Genomic DNA, 23,578 nt, shown 5'->3' with positions numbered 1-23,578 from the left:
CCGGCTCAAGGCCGGGACATGAGCGCAGCGCCTACGCCACGCCCGCCCGCATCGCGGCCTGGCCCCATTCCTTCAGCGAGACGAACACGTCCCGGTCGAGCCGGAACACGTCGACCGCGACCGAGCCCGGCGCGCCCGGCGAGCGCACCAGCCCCGTGCCCTCCCATTGGAAGCCGCAGCGCTCCAGCACGCCGCGCGAGGCCGGGTTGGTGACCCGGCACCGCGCCGTCGCCGCCATCGCGCCCGTCATGTCGAAGGCGGCTTCGAGCGCCGCGCGGGCCGCCTCGGTGGCGAGTCCGCGTCCGCGATGCTCCGCGCCCAGCCAGTAGCCGAGCTCGACCGCCCCGGGTTCGCCGTCGGCCCATCCGACGCCTCCAAGCAACTGGCCGGTCTCGGCCGAGCGGATCGAGAACGTCATCGAATAGGGCCGCGCCTTGCGCATCGACGACAGCACGAAGGCGCGCGCGTCCTCCAGCGTGAAGGGCTTTGGCGCCGCCGCCGTCATCAGGCCGAGCGACCGGTCGGCGGCGAGCAGCGCGATCTCGTCCGCGTCCCCGAGCGTCGGCGGCCGCATGACGAGGCGCTGCGTCTCGATCGCGGGCTGGGCGGCCGCCCAGTCCGCCCGGTCGAGCGCCATGGTCACGAGCCGCACCGTATCTTCGCGGGCGCGAGAGCGCGTTTCGACCAGCCCGGTGCGCCGGAAGCCGAGCTTCGCGAGCACCGCCGCCGACGCCTCGTTGTCGATGAAATGCCCGGAGACCAGCGCCGGCAGCCCGGTCGCCGCGAAGGCGAGGTCGGTCAGCGCCCGCGTCGCGCGGGTTCCGATCCCGCGCCCCCAATAGGGCCGCGCCAGCCAGTAGCCGAGTTCCGGCGCGCCGGTCTGGGCGTCGACCGCGACGCAGCCCGCAAAGGCGCCCGCCACCTCGATCGCGGCGCAGAGCATGTGCGGAGAGGCTCCCGGCCCGGCGATGAACTCGCGCGCGTCCTCGATCCCGTAGGGATGCGGGACCGCCACCAGATTGCGCGAGACGGCGAGGTCGCTCAGCCATTCGGCCATCGCGGCGGCGTCGGCCATCGAGAGGCGGCGCAACCTGACCTGGGGGTCGGCCGTCTCGCAATGCCGTTCGAGAAGCCTGTCGTCGAAGTCGAAACTCGCGGGCATCGGACCGTCTCGCTGCCGAGCACGAAAAAGGGGAGTACGGCTTGGCCCGTCTCCCCCGTCGTTCCGGAACTTGCGGTCGAAAACCGCCGGGGTCGTCAGGCGCCCGGCGGGTTGCTTGGATCAGCCCGCCGTCATTCCGCGGCTTCGGCCGGGGCGGCCACAGCCACGTTCACATAGGTGCGGCCGCCGGCTTTGGATACGAAGACGACCTTGCCTTCGGCGGTCGCAAACAGCGTGTGGTCCTTGCCCATGCCGACATTCACGCCGGGATGCCACTTGGTGCCGCGCTGACGCACGAGGATATTGCCCGACACGACGCTTTCGCCGCCGAACTTCTTCACGCCGAGACGGCGGCCTGCCGAATCGCGGCCGTTGCGCGAGGAGCCGCCCGCTTTCTTGTGAGCCATGTTCTCTCTCCTGCCTCAGCCGTTCAGTTCTTGGCGCCCGACAGGCCCACGATCTTGACGATCGTGTAGTCCTGACGATGGCCGCGCTTGCGCTTGGAGTTCTGGCGCCGGCGCTTCTTGAACGCGATGACCTTGGGGCCGCGCGCGTGCTCGACGATCTCGGCCGCGACCGAGGCCCCGGACACGAACGGAGCGCCGATCGAAATCTGGTCGCCCTCGCCGATCGCGAGGATTTCGCCGAAGGTGACCGTGGAGCCGGCCTCGCCCTCGAGCTTGCCGACGGTCAGCACGTCGTCGGCCGCGACGCGATGCTGCTTTCCGCCGGTCTTGATGACTGCGAACATGAGTTTCAGTTCCCGTTTGTGCGATCGCGCTCCGGAGCCCGATGCTCGTGGCGCGTCTTCTTGTTGGTTTGGGCGCCAGCCCAAACGGAAAGGCGCGGGAGGTGGGACCCGCCGCGCCGAAGGGGGCTTCTACAGGATAAGGGGTGGCGGGGTCAATCCGGGCCGTGCGCTTCGGGGCTCAGGACGAGGCGGCTTCCGGCTCGCTTTCCGGATGGGTCGTGCGCGAACGTCGCGCAGTGGCCGCGGCGCCCGCCGAAGCCAGGACGATCGCGCCGATCGCGGCCCATTCGGTCGCCGCGAGGCGCTCGCCGAGGATCGCAAGGCCGGCGAGCGAGCCGACCGCCGGCTCGAGGCTGAGCAGCACCCCGAAGGTCTGCCGCGGCAGCCGCGGCAGCGCATAGATCTCGAGCGAATAGGGCAGGGCGCTGGAGAGCGCCGCGACGCCGAGCGCGATCAGCAGGACGTTCGGGTCGACGAGGGCCGCGCCCGCCGCCGCGACGCCGATCGGCAGCGTGACCGCGGCCGCCGCCGTCATGGCGAGCGCGATGGCGCGGCCGCCATGCAGATGGCCGAGCCGGCTCCCCTGGACGATGTAGAGCGCCCAGCAGACGGCGGCCGCGAGCGCGAAGCCGACGCCCGCGGGGTCGAGCGCCGAGACGCCGTGGCCGAGCGGCAGCAGCAGGCCAAGGCCGGGCGCCGCGAGCGCGATCCAGAGGAGGTCGAGCCCGCGCCGCGAGGAGGCCAGCGCCACCGCGAGCGGACCGGTGAACTCGATCGCGATGGCGAGGCCGAGCGGGATGGAGCGGATCGCCATGTAGAAACAGAGGTTCATGACGCCGAGCGTGACGCCGAACAGCGCGACCCGGCTCGCGTCTTTCAGCGACAGCCGGCCCTGCCAGGGGCGCCAGATCGCGGACAGCATGATCGCGGCGATCGTGACCCTGAGCGCCGTGACGCCCTCCGCTCCGACGGCGCCGAAGAGATGCTTGGCGAAGGAGGTGCCGACGCAAAGCGCGATCACGCTGCCGACGACGGCTGCGACCGGCAGAAGCGCCGAGGCGGACTCGAGGGGGCTTGCGAGCGGGCGAGCCGTCATGACGCCTCGGCGGCTTCGCCTACGCCCGTCAGATCGACGATCAGCGGCTCATGGCCGGTCGCGCGCAGGAAGCGGATCAGATCTTCGGCCGAGACCGCGGTGGTGGCCGTGTTCTCGAGCGGGTGGAAATTGACCCTTCCATGCGCCAGCAGCCCTGCGTCGAGCGCCACCGTCACGCGGCCCTCGCGGTCGTTGATCGCGCCGAAGGGCGTCACCGAGCCCGGCTCGACGCCCCAGACCTCGCGCAGCAGCTCGGCGGAGGCGAAGGAGAACCGCCCCTGCGCGCCGAGCTTTTCGTGGAGGCGCTTGAGGTCCACTTCCGCCTCGTCCTCCGCGGTCAGCAGGAAGAGCCGCCCCTTGCGGTCCTTCAGGAACAGGTTTTTGGACTTGCCGCCGACGATCCGGCTTCTCAGATGCGCCGACTCCGCGACCGTGAACACCGCCGGGTGCTCGATCGTCTCCGTCCGGATCCCGAGCCCGTCGAGATAGGCCATCAGCTCCGCGCGGCTCGCGGCCATCAGCGGCGCCCGAACCACCGGGACAGCGCCGAGCGCTTTTTCGGCTTCTTTCCCGACAGCTGCTCGGCCCAGCGCGCCTCGCGCTCGCGGTGGCGGCCCATGCGCTTCGAATCGATCCTGAGAAGCTCCTCTCGCGAGGCGATGTCGCGGCCGAGCTTCATGATCTCGCGGGCCTCGTCCGAGTCTTCGCCGCGCCCGAGCGGTGCGAAATGCTGGAGCTCGGAAGCCTCGCGCAGCCGCGCCTGCGCCGCCTCGAAGGTCGGCCGCCACTGGTCGATGCGCTCGATCGCGGCGCGGAGGTCGAAGATGCTCTCGACGATCGGCAGATTTCCGCCGAGCGCGTCCAGGAACCCCTGCACCTTCCAGGTCGAGCCGCGCAGCGCCACGAAGGGTCGGCCCGAGAGCGCCGCGAGATAGACGCCGTGATGCCGGCTGGTGACGACCATCCGGCTGGTCGAAAGCGTCGCGACCGCGCCGCGCCACAGGCCGACCGCGCCCTCGGCGTGCATCGGGTAGCGGACGGTCTCGGGCCCGAAATCGTCCGACTGCATCAGGCGGCTCGCCGCGGCGCCGGCGGTCGCGTCGTTGGCCTTGCCCCAGTCCGTGACCGCGATCCTGCCGCCGAGATCGTCTCCTTCAGCCGAGAAATCCGCCGCCACCACCGAATCGAAGGTCTCGACGCAGCGGATTCCGCGCCATTCGCAATAGGCGCGCGAACGCGGGTCGCGCACCGAGACGTAGTCGAAGCCGTTGAAGATTTCGGCGTCGACGGCGACGTCCTGCAGCAGGCTGTTGATCAGCAGCGTCGGGCGCTTGTCCCGGCGCGCGAGCTCGAGCGCCGCCACCAGCACGAGGCCGCCGCCGTGATGGATGGTGCCTTCGCCGTTGACCGCGACCGCCTCAGCGCCCTCGAGCGCCTCGAGGAACTTTTCGTCGCGCCCGACGGCGGCGAGCGCGTCGTCGAAGCGGTCGAACTCCTCACGCGGCAGCTCGTTCACGAAGATTCGCGCCGAGACCGCGTGGCCGAGCCGCCCGATCATGCGGGCGTGGGCGTTGGACACGGCCTGGCAGCCGATATGGGATTTCACGCCGGTGTCGTTGATCAGCAGGATCTTCATGTCTCGCCCGGCTCAGCCAGAGGACCGAGCGGCTCGACGCCGCTCGACCGCGCGCCTTTAGCACCATGACAGCCGGGCGGTCGATTCCGCGCCGCAGGATCGCGCGAACCGCCTTGCAATCGCCCGGCCGTTGCGGCATAGAGCGCGTCTCGCGGGGTCACCCACCCCGTTTGACCGACTGGTTCTATGCGGGTGTAGCTCAGGGGTAGAGCACAACCTTGCCAAGGTTGGGGTCGAGGGTTCGAATCCCTTCGCCCGCTCCAGTCTCAAGACTGCCGAAAAGCCGCGGACATTCCGCGGCTTTCGTCGTTTTCGGGGTATGGTCCCGAGACGGCGCGGGAGGCCGAGTGGCCGCGGTTACATGCGGGTTACATGGGCCGGCGACACAGCCGATATGAAGTCGCGCCGTCGCTTCAGTGTGCGAGGGTGCGGCGGAAGACCGTTCGTGGGGTCAAGAGTGGAAGTTGACGCCTCGCCCAAAAGCGGACGATTCAGGTATGAAGCTCGCGGTCCACTTTCTGTGCGGTCCGCCGGCCTGTCCGGTCGGGCAAGGAAAATTGGCTGCCGCGGGCGGAGGATTGGCTCAACGCCATCCTCAACCTGCGGTCACGCCGAAGATCACCCCGACCGCGGCGGTCGCGGCCATGGCGAGCGCGCCCCAGAAGGTGACGCGAACCGCTCCCTTGACGATCCCTGCGCCGCCGGCCGAAGCGCCGAGGCCGCCGAGCGCCGCGAGCCCGAACAACGTCGTGACCGCGACCAAGAGCGTGATCCCGGGCGCAGGCGCCACCAGGGCCACGACCAATGGGACGACGGCCCCGGAGGCGAAGGTGACAGCCGAGACGAGCGCGGCCTGAAGCGGATGAGCGGTCACGGTTTCGGAGATGCCAAGCTCGTCGCGTGAGTGGGCGCCGAGGGCGTCTTTCTCCGTGAGCTGAACGGCGACCTGCCGGGCCAGAGGCTCGTCGAGGCCGCGCTCGACATAGATGCGCGTCAGCTCGTCGAGCTCCTCCTCAGGCGTCTCCCTCAACTCCCGGGTCTCGCGCGCGATGTCGGCCTGTTCGGCGTCAGCCTGCGAACTGACCGAGACGTATTCGCCCGCGGCCATCGACATCGCTCCGGCGACCAGTCCGGCGAGGCCGGCGATCAGGACCTCCGTGCGTCCGGATCCGGCGGCGGCGACGCCGACGACGAGACTCGCGGTCGAGACGAGCCCGTCGTTCGCCCCCAGAACCGCGGCGCGCAACCAGCCGATGCGCTGAACCATGTGGACTTCGGAGTGAGCGAGGCGGCTTATGACGCGGTTCCTTCAATACGAGCGGCGGCCAGCGCCTCCGGGGCGCGGTGCGACCCGGGCTCGTGCGGCTCGATGCGCAACGCGCGCAGAGCGTTCAGGATGACCGCCACGTCGATCGCTTCCTGAAGGAGCGCGCCCTGCACCGGGGTCAGGTAGCCGAAGGCGGCGGCGACCATGCCTAGAACGGACATGCCGACGCCCGCCACGACGCTTTCGACGGCGATGCGCCGCGAGCGCCGGGCGATCTCGATTCCCATCCCCAGACGGTCGATCCTGTCGACCAGAAGCACGACGTCGGCTGCCTCGGCCGAAGCGGCGGCGCCACGGGCTCCCATCGCAACGCCCACGTCCGCCGCTGCGAGCGCAGGCGCGTCGTTCACGCCGTCGCCCACCATCATGACGGGCCCATTCTTACGCTCCGTCAGGACGAGAAGAACCTTCTGGTCAGGGGTCAGCCCGGCCCGAACGCCGTCAAAACCAAGCCCTTTCGTCACCCGTTCCGCGACCTGGACGCGGTCGCCCGTCGCCAGCAGAATACGTCCAGCGCCTTCCTTACGGAGCCTGCCGAGCATGGCGCCCGCGTCTTCGCGAAGAGGGTCGGCCATCAGGAGATGCCCCGCCATTTCGCCGTCCACTGCGACGGCGACGAGGACCGAGCCGGCCTCAAGGGCCGGATGATCGTCGACTATTCGACGCACGCGCTTCGCCACGAAACCGTGACCGCCCACGACGACCTTGCGGCCGTCGACCAGTCCCACGACGCCCTCGCCCGGCGTCTCGGCGACGTCCGAGGGCACGGGAAGCGCCATGCCGCGCGTCCGGGCCGCCGCCACGATGGCCCGCGCGACCGGATGCTGAGACGCCTGCTCCAGTCCGGCGGCGAGGCGGAGCACATCCTGTTCGGCCATGCCGCCATGGCTGTCGAACGCGACGATCCGCGGGCGCCCGTCGGTCAGCGTGCCGGTTTTGTCGAGGATCAGCGTGTGGGTCCGCGCCATCGTCTCGAGCGGCGCGGCCCCCTTCACCAGCACGCCGAAATGCGCCGCTCGCGACAGGCCCGCCACCAGCGCGACCGGCACCGCCAGGATCAAGGGACATGGCGTCGCCACCACCAGCACGGCGACGGCCCGGATCGGATCGCCCGTGAACCACCAGGCGGCGAACGCGAGCGCGACGGTGACGACGAGGAAGCCTACCGACCAGCGGTCGGCCAGCCGCGCCATCGGCGCCTTGGACCGTTGCGCCTCCTCGACCAGCCGCACGATCCCCGCATAGGTGCTCTCGGCCGCGCGGCGCGTGGCCACGAGGTCGAACGCCTCGCCCGCATTGGCGGAGCCGCTCATGGCCTCGGCTCCGCGCGGCAGACGCGCTGGCAGCGACTCCCCGGTCAAGGCTGATGTGTCGAGAAAGGCTACGTCGGAGGCGATCACGCCGTCCACCGGCGCCACGTCCCCCTGCCGGATCAGCAGCCGGTCGCCGGCCTCGATCGCGTCGAGGGGGATCTCCTCCAGGCCGCCATCCCGATGCCGGGTGGCGGTTCGCGGCGCGCGGGACAGGAGATCCTTCATCTCGCGCCGCGCGCGGCCTTCGGCGAAGCTCTCAAGGAAGGCGCCGCCGGAATACATGACCGCGACGACCGCCGCAGCCAACGCCTCGCCGAACGCGAGAGCGGCGGACATGGACAACGCCGCGACGATGTCGAGCCCGACGTCTCCCCGGCGCAGGCTGCGCAGGATCTCGATCAACAGCGCGGCCAGAACCGGCGCGACCCCGACGAACCAGGCGATCTCAGCCGCCTCGGCATTGCCGGAGACAACGAAGGCCAGTCCGGCCGCAAGGCCCGCGACCGCGAGCGCCAGGAGGGCCGTCTTCCACCGGTCGACCCTAGCGTCTTCCATGCGCCTCAATTCCTCGGCCCGAGGCGATCGCCGCTGGCCCCTCGGAAAACAGATGTCCGACGCCTGCCCCCTGGATGGCTCCGTCATCATCGCGCATGAGAAAGAGGGCGTCGAGACCGCGGTGACGCGCCATCTCCGCGCCGGCCTCCAGGCCAAGCACCATGAGAGCGGTCGCCCATGCGTCCGCCTCGGCGCAGGTGCGGGCGACGACGGTGACCGAGGCGGGCGAGGTCACGAGCGGCGCGCCGCGCTTCGGATCCATGGTGTGCGACAGGCGGCGTCCCTGCATTTCGATCCAGTGACGGTAGTCGCCGGAGGTCGCGACGGCGGCGTCCTGAAGCGTGAGGATGGAGTTCGGCGCGCGGCGCATCGGGTCGGGCGCCTCCACCGCAATGGCCCACGGTTCGCGATCGGACCTCAGGCCAAGCGCCCGCATTTCTCCGTCGATTCCAACAAGCGCGGAGCCGACGCCGAAGCCGCCCAGCGTTTCCGCGAGTCGGTCGACGCCATAGCCCTTGGCGATCCCGTTGAGGTCGAGGGCGATCGGCCGGCGTTTCCGCACGCGGCCCGTCGTCCCGTCGAGTTCGATCGCCTCCTGCGCGGGACCTCGCGGGGCGGCCATCGCGGCGCGGATCCGCTCGGGCGAAGCAGCCTCGCAGCCGAACCCCCAGGCGGCGACCGCATCCCCCATGCCGATGTCGAAGGCTGCGCCCGAGGCGCGCCCGATCTCCAGCCCGATGCGCAGGACCTCCAGCAGGCGAGCCGGCGCCGCGAGCCATTCCCCGACCGGGGCCGCGTTCAGACGCATGAGCTCGCTGTCAGGTTTCCAGGTGGACATCTGCGCGTCCACCTCGTCGACCGCAGCCTGCAGCGCCGCCTGCACGGTCCCGGGGTCGAGTTCCGGCGCCGCATGGAACAGAGCGGACCAGAGGGTTCCCATCGTGGGACCGTTCAGCGCGCGCCGCACCAGGTCAGTAGACGTCTTCGACATACCGTCCCTCCGCCTTCAGCGCGGCGGCGCTCACTCCCCAAGGCGCGAGAATGTCCGCAAGCGCCTCGGCGACGCCTACGGCCATGTCGCGTCCGCCGCAGACCATCACGCGCGCGCCGCTCCGGATCAGCCGCGCGACCTGGGCGCCTTCGGAGCGCAGCGCGTCCTGGACGTAATGGGGCTTCGCGCCCCGCGAGACCGCCGTGACGAGCTGCGCGACGCGGCCCTCGGCCTGCCAGCCCGCGAGCTCCTCGCCGTAAAGGAAGTCGCTGTCGGGATGGCGCATCCCGAAGAACAGGTGGATGGGACGCCGGCGCGCGTTGTCCCGGACGAAGCCCGCGAGCGGGCCGATCCCCGTCCCCGCGCCGATCAGGATCAGCGGCGCGCGATCCGGCGCGGGATGGAAGCGGGGATTGCGGCGGAGGAAAGCCGACACCGGGTCACCCGGCTCGAGCGCCATGAGCTGGCCGGAACAGAGCCCGCCCGGATGTTTCTTCACGACGATCTCCACGAAGCCGTCGCGACGCCCGGACGCGAGCGAATAAAACCGCGGAAGGCCGGACCCGTCAGGCAGGACGCCGAGAAGGTCGCCCGCGCGGAAGCGCCCGAAGCCCTTTCCAGTCAGTCGCCGCCACAGCGAAACCTTCGGCAGGGAGAAGCGCAGGATCGCGGTCGGCGCCTGCACATCGGCTCCATAATCGCGCCGCCCGATCAGCGTGAGCCGCTGAAAGGCCGCTGGAATCGGCTGGTGCGCGAGGGCCAGGTCGATTCCCAGGGCCTGCCCGAGAGCGCGACCCCAACGGGCGAAATCCTGCGGCGATTGGCGGTCCACAGCGTCGAAGGGAACGAGTTCGCGCCAACCTTTCGCCGCGGCCGCCGCAGACACAGCTTTCGCGAAGGCGCAGAAGGCGGGAAAGCTGCGGTCGCCGAACCCGATCACCGCGAGCGGCGCGGCGGGGACCGCTTCAAGCTGCGCCAGCCGGTCGAGAAAACCCTTGGCCGAGGCGGGCGCATCGCCGTTCCCATAGGTCGCGGCGAGAATGATGATGCGCCTGGCCCGGGCATAGCGGTCCGGATCGAAGGCCGCCATCGGAGCCGCGTGGACGGTCTGACCCGCCTCGGTCAGCGCCCTGTGCAGCGTCGCCGCGAAGCCCCAGGTGCTGCCGCCCTCGCTCCCGACGAGGAGGATCGTCTCCGCCCTGCCAGCGGGCTGGTTGCCGCGAATCCGCGGGCTGCTCCGTTTGCGCGCCAGCCAGACGAGGACGCCCGTTCCACCCATGGCCGGCACGCCCATGGCCATCAGGCCGAGCGCCAAGCCGAACGCCGCGGCGCCCCGACCGGTATGAAGCATGGAGATCGTCTCGGAGACGCGCTCCCATCCCGTCAGGCCGGCCCAGCCCAGCACCGCTCCGGTCCCCTGGTCGATGGATCCGGCGCCCCGGTCCGTCTTCAGCGTGAAGACGTCCGAGACGTCGCCGGGATAGGGAAAGCTGAGTTCGCGCAACTCGGTAACGGGGGTGCGTCTGAGCAGGTCGATCGCTGCGATCGGAAAGCCCGTCTTGCCGCTCGGCACGGCCGTGATCGCAGGCGACGCGGCCCCGTCGGGCAGAAGATCGAAGGTGGAGGCTGTCATCCACAGCGCGGTGGCCGACGACAAGGCCAGGCCGGCGACCGCGGCGCGGGCGATCTCGACATGCAGGCGGCCGGACAACGGGCCGCGCAACCGCGCGAACCAGCGCCGCCATCCGCCGGAGCGCCGCGCCACCAGCACCGCGCCGGAAAGCGACAATGCCAGCATCGCGGCCGCGCCGGCCGCCGCCGCAATCCGGCCGGCGTCCCCCAAGAAGAGCGACCGGTGCAGGTTGGTCAGCCAGCGTTGGGCCTGGTCGGGATCAGCTGAAGCGACGCGTCGACCCGTGGCGGGGTCGACGACCGCAGCGCCCGGCCCGCCGCCATCGAGCCAGGCGGCCATGATCCGGCCCGACGGCGCGCGCCGGATCCGCTCGAGGCCCGGATATGCGGCCTGGATGCGTGCGGCGAGTTCGGCAACGCTCAGATCGGCTTCCGTCTGAGGAGAGGCGAGGCGCTCCACGGGCGGAAAGATCGACAGCGCAGCGCCGCTGAGCGCCAGAATCACAACCAGAGCCAGAGCCAGCAGGCCCGGCCAACGGTGGAGAGCGCGGATCATGGCTTTGGGCCTCACATGTCGTAGGTGAGGCTGGCGACGTAGCGGCGCCCCCGCACGGGCTTGCCGGCGCCGTCGATCGTCAGGGGCGCCGCGATCTCGTTCGGGCTGTCGCGCATGTTTTCGACGGCTGCGTCGACGTGCAGCGTGTAGCCCGCGTCGATGAGCGCGTCGGCGAGGTCGAGCGTGATCTTGAGCGTGCGACCCGCGCCGACGCTCGCGCCCGTGATGCCGTTGATCTCGGCGGGGGCGCCACCGGTCGCGCGATGCCAGTCGGTCAGATGCCGATAGTATTTCGACTTGCCGCCGGAGACCCAGAGCGTGCCGGCATAGGCGCCCTTCGGGTCGGTGACATAGATCGCCAGGTAGGCGCCGTCGCCGCCGTAATTGTTGAGCGCGGCGGTCAGGGTGACCGGGCGAGCCGTGGCGACGCCAGGCAAGGCCAGCGACGCGGTCAGCGCCAGGGCTGCGAGAACGGGTTTCATGGGAGTTGAGCCTTCTTCGAATCGGGAGAGCGACGGCCAGGTTCAGTTCACCTGGACCTGCGGCGGCGCGCCCTTGACGAAGAGCCCGTTCTGCGGCGGGGCCGTGGGCGCGATCGGCGCCGGATGGCGGGCGCCGCCCTGATCGTCGTCGGCGTCGTCCTCTTCCTCGTCATCGTCGTCAGTTTGGGACGAGCGGCGGTCGCCGCGGTCCTCATCGTCGTCGTCTTCGTGGTCGTCGTCGTCGCTGACCAGGACGAGCGGAGCCCGTTCCCGCCCGACGTCAAAGAGTTCGACGGCGGACTGCGAGGCGCCGTCGCCCGGGGTCCGCGTGGCGCTCCAGGCGGGCAGCCCGACGCCCGCCGCGAGCGCGGTCGAGGCGAAAAGAAGGGCGAGGGTCTTTGTCATGTCAGGGGTCTCCTTCGTCTGATGGACTGAGCCTGGAGACGCTGCCTGAGGGTTTCCTGACGGCGGATCGCTTTCCGCTTCAGCTTGCCGTCAGGAACGAAAAAGGCCCCGCCGGGAGGGCGGGGCCTTTGAGGGCGAAGAGAGGATCGGCCGGAACGGGGCTCAGCGAGCTTGACGACACCTGGATATTGTCGGCGCGTCACCTCTCGTCCTGATCTCGCGGACGGCCTCGATCCTCGCTTTTCTCCTCCCGATCCGGCCGGCGCGGGCCGTCGCCGTCCTTATAGTGGAACTCTATCACCCGAAGCGTCGCGGGATGAACCGTCGCCTCGATCCGGCGCCCGTCGGCGTCGTCGCCCTCGATCTCGTAGCAGCCGTCGTCGATCTTGATGCGACGCACTGTCCAGCCGTTCTCCGCCGCGAGGCGCGCCACCGCCTCCCGCGGCCGCCAGTCCGCCATGGGAACGAAGCAATCATCGTCGGCGAGCGCCGCTCCGGCGGAAAGGCCCACAAGAAGGGCCAGAATTGTCAGCGCCCTCTGCATGAGCCAGCCTCCCTGCCGCGACACCGGCTTGATCCCACTTGCGCGGCGAAGCTGACGATATCCTGAAGCTCGCGGCTTGTGAGCGTCAGCTTTGCGTCAGCCTCAACCGTCATGGAGAGCGGTCGCGAAGGAGATCGGACAGTCATGCGGATCCTGCTGATCGAGGACGACACGGTCCTGGGCGCGGCGGTGCGGGACCAGATCGCCGCGGACGGTCATTCCGTGGATTGGGTCCCACGCCTCGATACGGCCGCAGCTGCGATGAAGGCCGCCGCTTACGACCTGATCCTGCTCGACCTGATGTTGCCGGATGGCCGCGGCGTCGGTTTCCTGAGGACGATGCGCGCCCGGGGCGACGTGACGCCGGTCATGATCCTGACCGCGCTCGACCAGGTGTCGGACCGGATCGAGGGCCTCAATTCGGGCGCCGACGACTACCTCGTGAAGCCGTTCGACCTCGCCGAGCTGTCGGCGCGGATCGGCTCGGTGGCGCGACGCTACGCCGGCAATCCCAACCCAATCATCACTCACGGGGCGCTGGACGTCGATCTGGCGTCCCGCAGCGTCTGCCGCGACGGCGAGCCGGTCCAGCTGACCGCCCGCGAATGGGCGCTCTTCGAAGCGCTTCTGACGCGCCCCGGCCAGCTTCTGTCCAAATCGCAGCTCGAAGAAAAGCTCTACGCCTTCGACCGCGAGATCGAGAGCAACACGATCGAGGTCCATGTCAGCAGGCTGCGCAAGAAGCTCGGTCCCGGCGTGATCCACACCGAGCGCGGTCTCGGCTACAGGCTCGGATCCCCATGACCCTCCCGCGCAGCCTCCAGGGACGGCTCGCGATTTTGCTCGGCCTTCTGCTGACGCTGCTTTGGATCGCCGCCGCGTCCGTGACCGCCGTGATCCTTCGGCACGAGATGGACGAAGTCTTCGACTCCGCGCTCGAGGAGACCGCGCAGCGCCTCCTGCCGCTCGCCGTGGTGGATATCGTCGGGCGCGAGAACGACGGCGTCACCCAGCGGCTCGGAACGCTCCGCCAGCACGACGAGTTTTTCACCTACCTTGTCCGGGACGCGCAGGGACGCATCCTGCTGCAGTCGCACGCGGCGGACCCGGCGGCGTTTCCGGCGTATGCCGGACCGGGCTTTCGCCAGACCGCGACGCACAGGATCTACAACGACGAAGCCGTCCAGGGGACCATCCGGATCTCGGTCGCCGAACCGCTCAGCCACCGCGACGCCATCGCGCGCGAGATCCAGATGGGCCTCGGACTGCCCATTCTCGTCGTGATCCCGGCCGCGTTGCTGGCGATCGTCCTCGCCGTCAGGACTGTCGCCGCGCCGCTGCGGCGGTTCCGCGAGACGATCGAGTCGCGCAACGCGCGAGACCTTACACCGACGCCGTCCGCCGACCTGCCGACGGAGCTCGCTCCTGTGGCGGCAACGCTCAACGCGCTTCTGGAGCGGCTCAAGGGAGCTTTCGAGGCCGAGCGCAGCTTCGCCGCCAACGCCGCGCATGAGCTTCGAACGCCGCTCGCCGGCGCAATCGCGCAGGCGCAGCGTCTTCGGTCGGAGACCAACGATCCCGCAGCCGCGGCGCGAGCGTCCGACATCGAGGCGACGCTCAAGCGGCTCACCCGCCTGTCGGAACGCCTCATGCAGCTGGCCAGGGCCGAAGGCGGCCGGCTTCGGCTCGAGAGACTTACGGACCTGCGAATCCCCGCGCGGCTTGTCATAGAAGATATCGCGAGGTCGCAGCCGCCCGGCCGCATCGCGTTGACGCTCCCGGAACGGCCCGTACCGTCGGATCTCGATCCTGACGCGTTCGGGATCGTTTGCCGCAACCTCGCCGAGAATGCGCTGCGTCACGGCTCCGAAACCGGGCGGGTGGAGGTGTCGCTGACCGGTGGCGGCACGTTGACGGTGGCGAACGACGGACCGGTGGTCCCCCCCGAAAAGCTGGCGCGGCTGGCCGAGAGGTTCGAACGCGCCGGAGGCGGCGCGGACGGCAGCGGACTGGGGCTCGCCATCGTCGCCGCGATCGCCGACCGCATCGGCGGCGAGCTTGTTCTGACGTCTCCCCGCCCGGGACGAGGCTCCGGCTTCGAAGCGGTCTTGCGACTTCCCACATCCGGTCCTTGAGAGCACAGGACGCCCCCGGCTGATCGGAAGCGCAGCAGCGCCTCTCAGGCGCTGGACACACTTTCTCGTCCAACCGCTTGCAGGCGCAGGAAGCTCTGCGCCGGCGTCGCGGCTCACATCGAAACCGCCCAACTCGCGTATCCGCCTGCAAGGCTCCCTCACGCCAGCCTCGTCGCCGGCTTTAAGATCGCCATAAGCTTCGACGTCGACACGCGGCGCTCTTTGGTCGGGGAGCTCCGCTATGTCTTTCGATCGGTTTGTCGTGGCGGCCGCCATGGCTCTGAGCATCTTTACGTCAACGTCGGTTCAAGGCGCACCACCTGCGCCGTCGCCCGCCGAGGAGGCGATCTCGCTGACCGCGAGCCGGACGTCGGACGGGACGATCGAACTTTCCTGGGCGCTTGCGCCCGGCGTGTATCTCTACCGCGACAAGATCGCGGCGGCGTCGGGCGGCCGGCCGGTCCCGGTGGACACGCCGTTGGGGAAATCAAAAGACGATCCAACCTTCGGCGTCGTGGAGATCTACGACGCGAGCTTCAGCGGGTTGATCAAGGCCCGTTCGGTCGATGCGTCCCTGCCGCTCGAGGTGACCTATCAGGGCTGCGCGGAGCAAGGGATCTGCTATCCGCCGGTCACGCAGCAGATCGATCTCGCCGGAATTGAGCAGCTTGGCGCGCGGACTGTCGTGACGTCGCGCCCGGCGCAGGCCGCCGCCGACCTCCGAGAGGTCGCTGAGGCCAAACCCTCGCCGCCGACCGCGACCCCCTCGTCCACGTTGAGCATCGCGCCCAATCTCGCAGGCGATCTCACGGTCGTGCTGGCGACATTCTTCGGTCTCGGCTTGCTGCTGGCGCTGACGCCCTGCGTCTATCCAATGATCCCGATTCTCGTCGGCGTTCTGGCACGTTCGGGCGAAGCGCTGTCGCCGCGCAGGGGGCTGGCGCTCTCGCTCTCCTACGTGGCGGCGATGGCGGCGGCGTACGGCGCGCTGGGCGTGGCTGCGGCCTTGACGGGGCAAAACTTGCAGACCGCCCTGCAGACGCCTGCGGCGCTGACCGTGGCGAGCCTCGTCTTCGTCGGGCTCGCGCTGTCGATGTTCGACATATTCCAGCTGCAGGCGCCGGCGGCGATCGCGTCGCGGATCGCGCCGCTCACGTCGTGGGCGCGGGGCTCCGTGCTCGGCGCCGCGTCGCTCGGCTTCGTTTCGGCGCTGATGGTTGGCCCTTGCGTGACGCCGCCGCTCGCTGCGGCGCTCGTCTATGTCGCGCAGACAGGGGACGTCGTGCGGGGGTCTTCCGCGCTTTTCGCCCTAGGGCTCGGGATGGGCGCTCCGCTCGTGGCCGTCGGAGTCTTCGGCGCGAAGATCCTGCCGAAGTCTGGCCGGTGGTTGACTGGGGTCAAACACGGCTTCGGCATCGTGTTCCTTGGCGTCGCCATCGCGCTGATTGGACGCGTCGCGCCGCCGGCAGCGACCCTGGCGCTCTGGGCCCTGCTTGCGATCGGGCTCGGCGTGTTCCTCGGCGCGTTCGACGCCGTCCGACGAGACGCCGCCGGGCGGCGCCTTTCGAAGGCGGCCGGCGTCGCCGCGGTTGTCTATGGCGCGACGCTGGTCGTCGGAGCGGCCTCCGGCGCCGACGACGCGCTGCGCCCGCTGTCGCGTCTCGCTGTGGCGCAGGCGCAAGCCGAGGCGCGCTCGACCAGCGTCACCGTCGACAACGCCGATGGACTGGCGGCCCGCTTGACCGATGCGCGCTCGTCCGGGCGCCCCAGCCTCGTCCTGTTCACCGCAGACTGGTGCGTGACATGCGCGGAGAACGAAGCCGCAATGAAGGCAAGCGATGCGGTTCAGGCGACACTGCAAGACTTCGCTGTGATCAAGGTCGACGTCACCGACAACGATTCGGACGCCAAGGCCATCATGGCGGACCACAAGGTTTTCGGCCCGCCGACGGCTCTATTCTATGACCGGAAGGGGACGGAACTGTCCGATCTCCGCTCGATCGGCACGATCGACGTCGAGATTTTCCATGAGAGCCTTCGGCGGACATCTGGAGGCTGAGCCCCTCTTCAGGCGACCGCGTCAGGCCGCCGCCGCGGGCTCCATGACGATCTGTCCGGGGTCGAAGACGATGCGCGCGAGGAGGCCGGGTCGATCCGTCCGGTTCTCGAAGACGAGCCGGGCGCCGCATCGTTCCGCCGCCGCCGCCGCGATCGCGAGGCCGAGCCCCGCGCCTTCGCCGGTCGCGACCTTGGCGGATCCGCGAAAGAAGCGCTGCGTAAGCCGATGAAGCTCTTCCTCCGGCGCGCCCGGCCCTTCGTCCACAAGCTCCAGCGCGGCGCCGCCGGAGCCGATACGGCAGGTGACGACGCCCTGCGGCGGCGTGTGTTCGAGGGCGTTTTCGAGCAGGTTGCGCAACATCAGCAGGAGGGGCTCGCGGGGCGCGCGGAGCGTCGCCACGCGCGCGTCCGCCGTGAGCTCGACCCGCGCCGACCCCGCTGGCCTCGAAAGCTCGAGCGCGTCCTGAATCGCGGCGCGGAGAGTTATCGTCTCTGGCGCCGCGCGGCTCGCCTCGGCGTCCAGCCGGGCGAGCGCGAGAAGCTGGCTCACCAGCCGGCTCGTCCGGTCGACGGCCGACAGGATCTGCTTCAGCGCCCTGTCGCGGATCGCGGGCTCCTTCGCGGCCGCCGCGATCTGCGCCTGCGTCTTCAGGCCCGCGAGCGGCGTACGCAGCTCGTGCGCGGCGAAGGCCGTGACGTCGCGCTCGTGACGACGCGCCCGTTCGACCTTGTGGAACAGATCGTTCAGAGCGACCGTCAGAGGCCGGATCTCCGAGGGCGCGGTCCCCGGATCGACCGGGCGCATGTCTTCCGCGTCGCGCCGGCCGAGCTCGCGCGCGATCCGGTCGAGCGGCTTCAATCCACGACCGACGCTGATCCAGATCAGCAGCCCGAGCAGCGGAAGAATGAGCGCCGCCGGCCAGAGCAGCCCCTTGATGAGGTCGGCCACGAGCTGTTCGCGCAGGCCGAGCCTGTCGCCGACCAGCACCCGAATCCCCTTGGCCTCGTCCTCGACGGCGAAGACGCGCCAGGGCTCGCCGTTGACGACGCGTTCGGAGAAGCCGGATCCGCCGTCGGTCAACTTCTGGTCCGGCGCGCCGCTCGACCGTGCCACGAGACGGTCGTCGAACGACCAGATCTGGCAGGACAGCTGCCGCTCATAGCCGCCGAGAGCGGGAAGCGTCGCGGGCGCGCCGGCCTTCGGCTTCGCCGGCATGTCGCCGCTCGCGACGAGCGACGCGACCATCCGGGCCGCCTCCTGCAGACGGGTGTCGAGCACATGCTCGACCTCCTGGCGCGCGCCCACATAGATCCACGCGGCGGCGATCAGCCAGAGCGCGCCGGTCGCCGCGATGAGGGTGGCGAACAGGCGGACGCGCAGCGATCTCACGCCCCGTCTCCCATCCTGTAGCCCAGGCCCCGCACCGTCTCGATCGCCTCGCGGCCGAGCTTCGCCCTGAGGTGGTGGACGTGCACCTCGACAGCGTTGCTTTCGATCTCCTCCTGCCAGCCGTAGAGCCGGTCCTCGATCTGGGCGCGCGAGGCGATTGCGCCGCGCCGCTCCATCAGCGCCGACAGGACCGCAAACTCCCGCCGGGAGAGAGGGAGCGGCGCGCCGCCGCGCGCCGCCGTCATAGTCGCTGGATCGAGCGTCACGTCGCGCCAGGCGAGCGTCGCGCTCGCCCGGCCCGCGCCGCGTCGGGCGATCGCCCGGATGCGGGCGGCAAGTTCTTCGAGATCGAATGGCTTGCCGAGATAATCGTCCGCGCCGGCGTCGAGGCCGTCGATCCGGTCCGACGTCTCGTCGAGCGCGGTGAGCAGCAGGATCGGCGTCAGGTCGCCGCCGGCCCTCAGACGCTTCAGCACGTCGAGGCCCGAGCCGTCCGGCAGCATCCTGTCGAGCACCACGGCGTCAAAAGTGCTCGTCGCAAGCGCGGCCTCAGCGTCGCCGCAGGACGAGACGACGTCGCAGGTCGCACCGGCCAAGCCGAGGCCGACCCTGAGGCCGTCGAGCAGCAGGGGATCGTCCTCGACGACCAGCACTCTCATCGTGATTGCTCCCGTTGAAGCCCCTATCGCCGAGCCCGGTGCGCTCCGACGCTTAAGCCTGGCTTAAGGCGGCGCAGGATTCTGGCCCGCGTCCAGAGCAACCGCCGGAGATCGAACTTCATGTCCTACACGCCCGTCGTCAGACGTCTCGCCTTCGCGCTCGTCCTCGCCCTGCCGGCCGTTCTGCCGTCGATCGCCTCAGCCGGCGACGCCGACGTCACCCGTGAGATGATCGTCAACGATCCGGCGGCTCCGAAGGCCGGCAATCCGAAGGGCGACGTCACGATCGTGGCCTATCTCGACTACAACTGCCCCTACTGCAAGACGTCGGCGCCGGAGCTCGAGAAGCTGGTCAAGTCGGACGGCAGCGTCCGGGTGGTCTACAAGGACTGGCCGATCCTGACCGAAGCTTCGGTCTATGGCGCAAAACTCGCGCTCGCCGCGAAGTACCAGGGCAAGTACGACGAGGTCCATAAGGCGCTGATGTCGATTTCCGGCCGCAAGATCCCGGAGTCCCAGATGCTTGCGGCGATCAAAGCGTCGGGAGTCGACATGGCTCGGCTCGACGCCGACGCCAAGGCGCATGCAGCGGAGATCACGGCGCTGCTCAAGCGCAACGACGCCCAGGCCAAGGGCCTCGGCCTGCAGGGGACGCCCGTCTACCTGATCGGGCCGCTGCTGGTCGCCGCCGCTCCCGACTACGCGCAATTCAAGGAAGCCGTGGCCGAGGCGCGCAAGCGCGCCGCCAAGCCGTCCTGACCGCGGAATCCCAAAGCCATGTCTGTTTCCGCGTGTTCCCGCAGGGCGGTGATCGTCGCCCTGCCGATGCTGCTCGGCGCCTGCGCCAGCATGCCTCCGCCACCCCAGATCGCCGCGCCGCCGCCGCCCGTCGATCCGTTTGAAGCCGCCCGTTACGGCGCGAAGCCCGGCGAGCCTTTTGAAGTTCAACCGGTCGATCTTAGGAAGATGAACCCGAAGAACCTCAAGCAGGAGGTCGACTTCCCGACGGACCAGCCCCCCGGGACCATCGTGGTCGATCCGCATTCCCGCTTTCTCTATCTCGTCCAAGAGAACGGCAAGGCGCTCCGCTACGGTGTCGGGGTCGGCAAGGCCGGTCTCGAATTCCAGGGCTCGGCCTCGATCCAGATGAAGCGGGAATGGCCGCGCTGGACGCCCACCCCCGACATGATCGGCCGCGAGCCGGACCGCTACGCCCACTGGAAGGCCGGAATGGACGGGGGCGCGGAAAACCCGCTCGGCGCGCGGGCGCTCTATCTGTTCAAAGACGGGAAGGACACGCTCTACCGCATCCATGGCACCAACGAGCCGCAGAGCATCGGCAAGGCGGTCTCGTCGGGCTGCATCCGCATGCTGAACCAGGACGTCATCGACCTTTATGGCCGCGTCCCGCGTGGCTCGAAGGTCGTGGTGCTGTGACGCGGCTCACAGCCAGCGCCGCGCCTCGGATTTGTACGTGCGGTAGCCATCGCCGAACCTCGCCTCGAGGTAGCGCTCTTCGCGGCGGACGACGAAGAGGTCGACCACGACCATGAGCGGGACGAACAGCAGCAGCGCCGGCAGGCTGTCGAGCGCCAGAGCGATCGCCAGGTAGATCGCCGCCATGCCGAGATACATCGGATTGCGGGTGAACCGGTAAGGTCCGGCCGCGACGATCGCGCTGGTCGGCTTCCACGGCGCGGGCGGCGTGCCGTCTCTGCGGAAGCGGATCCCGGCGCCGACGATGAGCGCCAGGCCCGCGACGAACAGCGCCGCGGCGGCGGGCCATGCCAACGTGGCGGACAGGCCGATCGGCAGACGCCACATCAGTCGGTCGATAGCGATGCCGACGGTCAAGAAGCCAAGAAACAGAACAGGCGGCGGGGCGATGACGCCAGCGACGTCGCGGTGCTCATGCATGCTGCCTGTCTCCCTCAGCCCGATAGCGCACGACGTCCGTAGCGCCCGCATTTTTAGTTGCAAAAAAATGAATATGTTTTATATGCAATCATATATCGATCAAGAATGCGAGATCGTGAATGTCCGAAGCCCTTGCCATCCAGAATGAGCCGAACGCCCTGGCGCCCCTCGTCATAGGCGATCGGGCGCCGCTGTTCGTCGCGCGCACGACGATGGGTGAGCGCGAGCTCTCGGACTATCAAGGGCGCTGGCTCGTGTTCTTTTCGCATCCGGCTGACTTCACGCCGGTCTGCACCAGCGAGTTCATCGCCTTCTCGCGTGACTTCGAGGCGTTCGCGGCGATCGGGTGCGACCTGCTCGGCATGTCGGTCGATAGCCTGCATTCGCATATCGCCTGGGCGCGATCGATCGAGGACAGGTTCGGCGTCCGGGTGCCTTTCCCGATTGCCGAAGATCCCTCCATGGCGATCGCCCGCGCCTACGGCATGCTGCAGCCGGGCGCGGCGGACAGCTCGACCGTGCGCGGGACCTTCGTGATCGATCCCGAGGGGATCGTGCGCGCAATCACCTGGTACCCGATGAGCGTCGGCCGCTCGGTCGCTGAAATCCTCAGGCTCGTCGAGGCGCTCCAGACCGCGCATGCGGGCGACGTCTCGACCCCGGAGGGATGGCGCACGGGCGACCCGGTGATCGATGCATCGCCGATCTCGGCCGACGACGTCGCGAGCCATGCGCCGACCGCGGACGCACCCGACTGGTACTACCGCCTGAAGCGTCAGTGAGATTGCGATGCCCGTAAACGCCACACGCGCCGAGACCGAAGCGGCGGCGGAGTTCCTCAAGGGGCTCTCCAACCCCAACCGGCTGATGATCGCGGCCAGGCTGAGCCGCGGCGAGGCGTCGGTCGGGGACCTTGAGTCCGAACTCGGCATCCGCCAGCCGACGCTCTCCCAGCAGCTCGCCGGTCTGCGCGAGGCAGGGCTGGTGGCGACCCGGCGCGACGCCAAGCAGGTCTTCTACCGGCTCGCCGACGAGAAGGCCGCGCGGATCGTCGGCGTGCTCTCGCACGTCTATGGGTTGGCCGCCGACCCGCAACCACGCAACAGGCGCCCCGCAGGGACAGCAGCGCCTGAGCCGGGTCATGGCGCGTCGCGTTTCGCCCGCATCCTGCCGTTCCCGGACGCTGGAGGTCGTGCATGACTCTCGCACCTTATCTGCCCTCGCTTTTCGGCGGGATAGCCATCGGTCTCGCCGCGAGCCTGATGATGGTCCTGAACGGCCGCGTCGCCGGCGTGAGCGGCATCCTCAGCGGGCTCTGGCGCCGCACCGAGGCGGGTCCGGCGGCGAACGTCGCTTTCGTGATCGGCCTCGTGCTCGGGCCGAGCCTCTATGCGCTCGTCTACGGCCGGCTGCCCGAGATCAGCGTCGTGGCCTCGACGCCAATGCTGGTGATCGCCGGCCTGCTCGTCGGCTACGGCACGCGTCTGGGATCCGGCTGCACCAGCGGACATGGCGTGGTCGGCCTCGCCCGCCTGTCGCCTCGCTCGATCGTGGCCGTTGCGGTCTTCCTCGCCACAGCGATCGGGACCGTCGCAATCATGCGTTTTGCGGGGGCGTCATGAACGGCGCGCAGATTGTCGTGGCTGGGCTGAGCGGCCTGATATTCGGCTTCGGGCTCGCGCTCTCAGGGATGCTGGACCCGGCGCGCGTGCGCGGCTTCCTCGACGTTTTCGGCGCCTGGGACCCGAGCCTCGCCTTCGTGCTGGGCGGCGCGGTCGCGGCCGCTTCGATCGGCGTCTGGCTGTCGCGTCGGTTGCCGCGCCCGGCCTTCGACCAGAGCTTCCACTTGCCAAAGAGCCGTACGATCGACGGGAAGCTGGTGGCCGGGGCCGCGATCTTCGGCGTCGGCTGGGGAATGGCCGGGCTCTGCCCCGGGCCCGCCGTCGCTTCGATCACGCTCGGGGTTCCGGCGACGTTGCTGTTCCTGGCTGCGATGCTGGCCGGAATGGCGATCCACGACCGCGCCACCATCCGCTTTTTCCATCGTGATCAGCCAATCCGCGGCTGAAGGAGGAGATCATGACCGGCCACCCGGACGTCACGACGTTCTTCGATCCGGCAACCAACACGTTCTCGTACGTGGTGAAGGATCCTTCGAGCAACGCCTGCGCTATCGTCGACAGCGTGCTCGACTTCGACTACCCGTCGGGGCGCGTCAGCCACGCATCCGCGGACGCCGTGATCGAGCACGTCCGCAGCCACGGTCTGAAGGTCGAGTGGCTGCTCGAGACGCATGTCCATGCCGATCATCTGTCGGCCGCCCCCTACATCCAGCAGGCGGTCGGCGGAAAGCTCGCCATCGGGGCGAACATCCGCGTCGTTCAGGAGACTTTCGGCAAGGTCTTCAACGAAGGCAGCGAATTCCAGCGGGACGGCTCGCAGTTCGATCGCCTGTTCGAGGATGGCGACACGTTCGGCATCGGCGGACTCGAGGGGCGCGTGATGCACACGCCCGGCCACACGCCCGCCTGCCTCACCTATGTGATCGGCGACGCCGCGTTCGTCGGCGACACGCTGTTCATGCCGGACGGCGGCACCGCGCGCGCGGACTTTCCGGGCGGGGACGCCCGAGTGCTGTTCCGCTCGATCAAAAAGGTCCTCGCGCTGCCGCCCGAGACGCGGCTCTTCATGTGCCACGACTATGGGCCGAACGGGCGTGAGATCCGCAGCGAGACCACGGTCGCCGACGAGCGCGCCCACAACATCCACGTGCGCGACGGCGTGACCGAGGACGAGTTCGTCGCGATGCGCACCGCGCGCGACGCCACCCTCGCCATGCCGAACCTCATCATCCCGTCGCTCCAGGTGAACATGAAGGCCGGCGAACTGCCCGAGCCGGAGAGCAACGGCAAGCGATACCTCAAGGTCCCGATCGACGGGCTCTGATTGCGCCGAGACCGGCGGAACGC

Annotated in this window: 24 protein-coding genes, 1 tRNA gene and 2 pseudogenes; 11 read left to right on the top strand and 16 right to left on the bottom strand. The window is 69.5% G+C overall.

Annotated elements, in window-relative coordinates; translation table 11 throughout:
• Positions 1–31 precede the first annotated feature (31 nt).
• The 6 genes from EK403_RS01715 to EK403_RS01690 all read right to left on the bottom strand — a co-directional run bounded on the left by EK403_RS01715 (position 32) and on the right by EK403_RS01690 (position 4,645).
• Positions 32–1,162, bottom strand: a complete 1,131-nt coding sequence (locus tag EK403_RS01715; protein WP_128775769.1) for a GNAT family N-acetyltransferase — start codon at positions 1,160–1,162, stop codon at positions 32–34.
• Between the two features lie 131 nt (positions 1,163–1,293).
• Entirely contained in the window at positions 1,294–1,569 is a 276-nt protein-coding gene (gene rpmA / locus EK403_RS01710; protein ID WP_128775768.1) for a 50S ribosomal protein L27, read from the bottom strand.
• Between the two features lie 23 nt (positions 1,570–1,592).
• Positions 1,593–1,913 (bottom strand): 50S ribosomal protein L21, encoded by a 321-nt coding sequence (rplU, locus tag EK403_RS01705; RefSeq protein ID WP_128775767.1) that lies wholly within the window; start codon positions 1,911–1,913, stop codon positions 1,593–1,595.
• A 178-nt stretch (positions 1,914–2,091) separates the two neighbouring features.
• A complete protein-coding gene (locus tag EK403_RS01700) occupies positions 2,092–3,009 on the bottom strand; it encodes an EamA family transporter (protein ID WP_128775766.1) in 918 nt (305 codons plus the stop codon).
• Positions 3,006–3,527, bottom strand: coding sequence for a prolyl-tRNA synthetase associated domain-containing protein (locus tag EK403_RS01695; protein ID WP_128775765.1), 522 nt, complete (start codon positions 3,525–3,527; stop codon positions 3,006–3,008). The genes EK403_RS01700 and EK403_RS01695 overlap by 4 nt, the downstream gene beginning before the upstream one ends.
• Complete coding sequence (locus tag EK403_RS01690) at positions 3,527–4,645, bottom strand: polysaccharide pyruvyl transferase family protein (protein ID WP_128775764.1); 1,119 nt, start codon at positions 4,643–4,645, stop codon at positions 3,527–3,529. The genes EK403_RS01695 and EK403_RS01690 overlap by 1 nt, the downstream gene beginning before the upstream one ends.
• Positions 4,646–4,833: 188 nt before the next feature.
• Here EK403_RS01690 and EK403_RS01685 point away from each other — a divergent pair.
• Positions 4,834–4,908: transfer RNA gene (locus tag EK403_RS01685), tRNA-Gly, on the top strand.
• A gap of 332 nt (positions 4,909–5,240) precedes the next feature.
• Here EK403_RS01685 and EK403_RS01680 read toward each other — a convergent pair.
• The 7 genes from EK403_RS01680 to EK403_RS01650 form a co-directional block, all read right to left on the bottom strand.
• A complete protein-coding gene (locus EK403_RS01680) occupies positions 5,241–5,942 on the bottom strand; it encodes a VIT1/CCC1 transporter family protein (protein WP_128775763.1) in 702 nt (233 codons plus the stop codon).
• Positions 5,939–7,840, bottom strand: a complete 1,902-nt coding sequence (locus tag EK403_RS01675; protein ID WP_128775762.1) for a heavy metal translocating P-type ATPase — start codon at positions 7,838–7,840, stop codon at positions 5,939–5,941. Before EK403_RS01675 ends, EK403_RS01680 begins: the two co-directional genes overlap by 4 nt.
• Positions 7,827–8,831: an FAD:protein FMN transferase gene (locus EK403_RS01670; RefSeq protein ID WP_128775761.1), complete on the bottom strand. Its 1,005-nt coding sequence runs from the start codon at positions 8,829–8,831 to the stop codon at positions 7,827–7,829. Before EK403_RS01670 ends, EK403_RS01675 begins: the two co-directional genes overlap by 14 nt.
• The gene (locus EK403_RS01665) at positions 8,812–11,019 is read right to left on the bottom strand and encodes a PepSY domain-containing protein (protein WP_128775760.1); all 2,208 of its coding nucleotides are present in this window, start codon (positions 11,017–11,019) and stop codon (positions 8,812–8,814) included. Before EK403_RS01665 ends, EK403_RS01670 begins: the two co-directional genes overlap by 20 nt.
• An 11-nt stretch (positions 11,020–11,030) precedes the next feature.
• A complete protein-coding gene (locus tag EK403_RS01660) occupies positions 11,031–11,501 on the bottom strand; it encodes a DUF2271 domain-containing protein (RefSeq protein WP_128775759.1) in 471 nt (156 codons plus the stop codon).
• Positions 11,502–11,543: 42 nt separating this feature from the next.
• Positions 11,544–11,906 carry a hypothetical protein gene (locus EK403_RS01655; protein ID WP_128775758.1) on the bottom strand — a complete coding sequence of 121 codons (363 nt, stop codon included), beginning with the start codon at positions 11,904–11,906 and terminating at the stop codon, positions 11,544–11,546.
• Between the two features lie 199 nt (positions 11,907–12,105).
• Complete coding sequence (locus EK403_RS01650) at positions 12,106–12,450, bottom strand: PepSY domain-containing protein (RefSeq protein WP_128775757.1); 345 nt, start codon at positions 12,448–12,450, stop codon at positions 12,106–12,108.
• 144 nt (positions 12,451–12,594) lie between these two features.
• Between EK403_RS01650 and EK403_RS01645 the strand changes: the two genes are divergently transcribed.
• The 3 genes from EK403_RS01645 to dsbD all read left to right on the top strand — a co-directional run bounded on the left by EK403_RS01645 (position 12,595) and on the right by dsbD (position 16,644).
• Entirely contained in the window at positions 12,595–13,254 is a 660-nt protein-coding gene (locus EK403_RS01645) for a response regulator transcription factor (RefSeq protein WP_128775756.1), read from the top strand.
• A complete protein-coding gene (locus EK403_RS01640) occupies positions 13,251–14,585 on the top strand; it encodes a sensor histidine kinase (protein WP_128775755.1) in 1,335 nt (444 codons plus the stop codon). Before EK403_RS01645 ends, EK403_RS01640 begins: the two co-directional genes overlap by 4 nt.
• Before the next feature lie 274 nt (positions 14,586–14,859).
• Positions 14,860–16,644 carry a protein-disulfide reductase DsbD gene (dsbD, locus tag EK403_RS01635; RefSeq protein WP_164919458.1) on the top strand — a complete coding sequence of 595 codons (1,785 nt, stop codon included), beginning with the start codon at positions 14,860–14,862 and terminating at the stop codon, positions 16,642–16,644.
• A 21-nt stretch (positions 16,645–16,665) separates the two neighbouring features.
• Here the strand turns inward: dsbD and EK403_RS01630 are convergent, their stop codons facing one another.
• Positions 16,666–18,033 (bottom strand): ATP-binding protein, encoded by a 1,368-nt coding sequence (locus tag EK403_RS01630; RefSeq protein ID WP_128775753.1) that lies wholly within the window; start codon positions 18,031–18,033, stop codon positions 16,666–16,668.
• Positions 18,030–18,692: a response regulator gene (locus EK403_RS01625; RefSeq protein ID WP_128775752.1), complete on the bottom strand. Its 663-nt coding sequence runs from the start codon at positions 18,690–18,692 to the stop codon at positions 18,030–18,032. Before EK403_RS01625 ends, EK403_RS01630 begins: the two co-directional genes overlap by 4 nt.
• 120 nt (positions 18,693–18,812) lie before the next feature.
• Here EK403_RS01625 and EK403_RS01620 point away from each other — a divergent pair, with 120 nt between their 5' ends.
• Together EK403_RS01620 and EK403_RS22100 are read left to right on the top strand one after the other, a co-directional pair.
• A complete protein-coding gene (locus EK403_RS01620; protein WP_128775751.1) occupies positions 18,813–19,451 on the top strand; it encodes a DsbA family protein in 639 nt (212 codons plus the stop codon).
• An 18-nt stretch (positions 19,452–19,469) separates the two neighbouring features.
• Positions 19,470–20,126 (top strand): annotated as a pseudogene (locus tag EK403_RS22100) (L,D-transpeptidase); the annotation flags it as partial.
• A 9-nt stretch (positions 20,127–20,135) separates the two neighbouring features.
• Here the strand turns inward: EK403_RS22100 and EK403_RS22095 are convergent.
• Positions 20,136–20,609 (bottom strand): methyltransferase family protein, encoded by a 474-nt coding sequence (locus EK403_RS22095; protein WP_164919456.1) that lies wholly within the window; start codon positions 20,607–20,609, stop codon positions 20,136–20,138.
• 119 nt (positions 20,610–20,728) lie between these two features.
• On the opposite strand from EK403_RS22095, the gene EK403_RS01610 reads away from it, so the two are divergent.
• The 5 genes and pseudogenes from EK403_RS01610 to EK403_RS01590 all read left to right on the top strand — a co-directional run bounded on the left by EK403_RS01610 (position 20,729) and on the right by EK403_RS01590 (position 23,555).
• Entirely contained in the window at positions 20,729–21,391 is a 663-nt protein-coding gene (locus EK403_RS01610) for a peroxiredoxin (RefSeq protein ID WP_128775750.1), read from the top strand.
• A 7-nt stretch (positions 21,392–21,398) separates the two neighbouring features.
• A pseudogene (locus tag EK403_RS01605) lies at positions 21,399–21,683 on the top strand (metalloregulator ArsR/SmtB family transcription factor); the annotation flags it as partial.
• 122 nt (positions 21,684–21,805) lie between these two features.
• Positions 21,806–22,231, top strand: a complete 426-nt coding sequence (locus EK403_RS01600; protein ID WP_128775748.1) for a YeeE/YedE family protein — start codon at positions 21,806–21,808, stop codon at positions 22,229–22,231.
• Positions 22,228–22,677, top strand: coding sequence for a YeeE/YedE family protein (locus tag EK403_RS01595; RefSeq protein ID WP_128775747.1), 450 nt, complete (start codon positions 22,228–22,230; stop codon positions 22,675–22,677). The genes EK403_RS01600 and EK403_RS01595 overlap by 4 nt, the downstream gene beginning before the upstream one ends.
• Positions 22,678–22,688: 11 nt before the next feature.
• A complete protein-coding gene (locus EK403_RS01590; protein WP_128775746.1) occupies positions 22,689–23,555 on the top strand; it encodes an MBL fold metallo-hydrolase in 867 nt (288 codons plus the stop codon).
• Positions 23,556–23,578: the final 23 nt, after the last annotated feature.

Source organism: Hansschlegelia zhihuaiae (assembly GCF_004103825.1).
GTDB lineage: Bacteria > Pseudomonadota > Alphaproteobacteria > Rhizobiales > Methylopilaceae > Methylopila > Methylopila zhihuaiae.
This window is presented reverse-complemented; position numbering and strand designations above follow the sequence as displayed.

Bases quoted from the DNA above. Each gene is read 5' to 3' on its own strand.
- EK403_RS01675 (WP_128775762.1), bottom strand. From the start codon at position 7,840: ATGGAAGACGCTAGGGTCGACCGGTGGAAGACGGCCCTCCTGGCGCTC.
- EK403_RS01650 (WP_128775757.1), bottom strand. From the start codon at position 12,450: ATGCAGAGGGCGCTGACAATTCTGGCCCTTCTTGTGGGCCTTTCCGCC.
- EK403_RS01660 (WP_128775759.1), bottom strand. From the start codon at position 11,501: ATGAAACCCGTTCTCGCAGCCCTGGCGCTGACCGCGTCGCTGGCCTTG.
- EK403_RS01625 (WP_128775752.1), bottom strand. From the start codon at position 18,692: ATGAGAGTGCTGGTCGTCGAGGACGATCCCCTGCTGCTCGACGGCCTC.
- EK403_RS01595 (WP_128775747.1), top strand. From the start codon at position 22,228: ATGAACGGCGCGCAGATTGTCGTGGCTGGGCTGAGCGGCCTGATATTC.
- EK403_RS01690 (WP_128775764.1), bottom strand. From the start codon at position 4,645: ATGAAGATCCTGCTGATCAACGACACCGGCGTGAAATCCCATATCGGC.
- EK403_RS01590 (WP_128775746.1), top strand. From the start codon at position 22,689: ATGACCGGCCACCCGGACGTCACGACGTTCTTCGATCCGGCAACCAAC.
- rplU (WP_128775767.1), bottom strand. From the start codon at position 1,913: ATGTTCGCAGTCATCAAGACCGGCGGAAAGCAGCATCGCGTCGCGGCC.
- EK403_RS01645 (WP_128775756.1), top strand. From the start codon at position 12,595: ATGCGGATCCTGCTGATCGAGGACGACACGGTCCTGGGCGCGGCGGTG.
- EK403_RS01610 (WP_128775750.1), top strand. From the start codon at position 20,729: ATGTCCGAAGCCCTTGCCATCCAGAATGAGCCGAACGCCCTGGCGCCC.
- EK403_RS01640 (WP_128775755.1), top strand. From the start codon at position 13,251: ATGACCCTCCCGCGCAGCCTCCAGGGACGGCTCGCGATTTTGCTCGGC.
- EK403_RS01700 (WP_128775766.1), bottom strand. From the start codon at position 3,009: ATGACGGCTCGCCCGCTCGCAAGCCCCCTCGAGTCCGCCTCGGCGCTT.
- EK403_RS01655 (WP_128775758.1), bottom strand. From the start codon at position 11,906: ATGACAAAGACCCTCGCCCTTCTTTTCGCCTCGACCGCGCTCGCGGCG.
- EK403_RS01695 (WP_128775765.1), bottom strand. From the start codon at position 3,527: ATGGCCGCGAGCCGCGCGGAGCTGATGGCCTATCTCGACGGGCTCGGG.
- dsbD (WP_164919458.1), top strand. From the start codon at position 14,860: ATGGCTCTGAGCATCTTTACGTCAACGTCGGTTCAAGGCGCACCACCT.
- EK403_RS01665 (WP_128775760.1), bottom strand. From the start codon at position 11,019: ATGATCCGCGCTCTCCACCGTTGGCCGGGCCTGCTGGCTCTGGCTCTG.
- EK403_RS01715 (WP_128775769.1), bottom strand. From the start codon at position 1,162: ATGCCCGCGAGTTTCGACTTCGACGACAGGCTTCTCGAACGGCATTGC.
- EK403_RS22095 (WP_164919456.1), bottom strand. From the start codon at position 20,609: ATGCATGAGCACCGCGACGTCGCTGGCGTCATCGCCCCGCCGCCTGTT.
- EK403_RS01620 (WP_128775751.1), top strand. From the start codon at position 18,813: ATGTCCTACACGCCCGTCGTCAGACGTCTCGCCTTCGCGCTCGTCCTC.
- EK403_RS01600 (WP_128775748.1), top strand. From the start codon at position 21,806: ATGACTCTCGCACCTTATCTGCCCTCGCTTTTCGGCGGGATAGCCATC.
- rpmA (WP_128775768.1), bottom strand. From the start codon at position 1,569: ATGGCTCACAAGAAAGCGGGCGGCTCCTCGCGCAACGGCCGCGATTCG.
- EK403_RS01670 (WP_128775761.1), bottom strand. From the start codon at position 8,831: ATGTCGAAGACGTCTACTGACCTGGTGCGGCGCGCGCTGAACGGTCCC.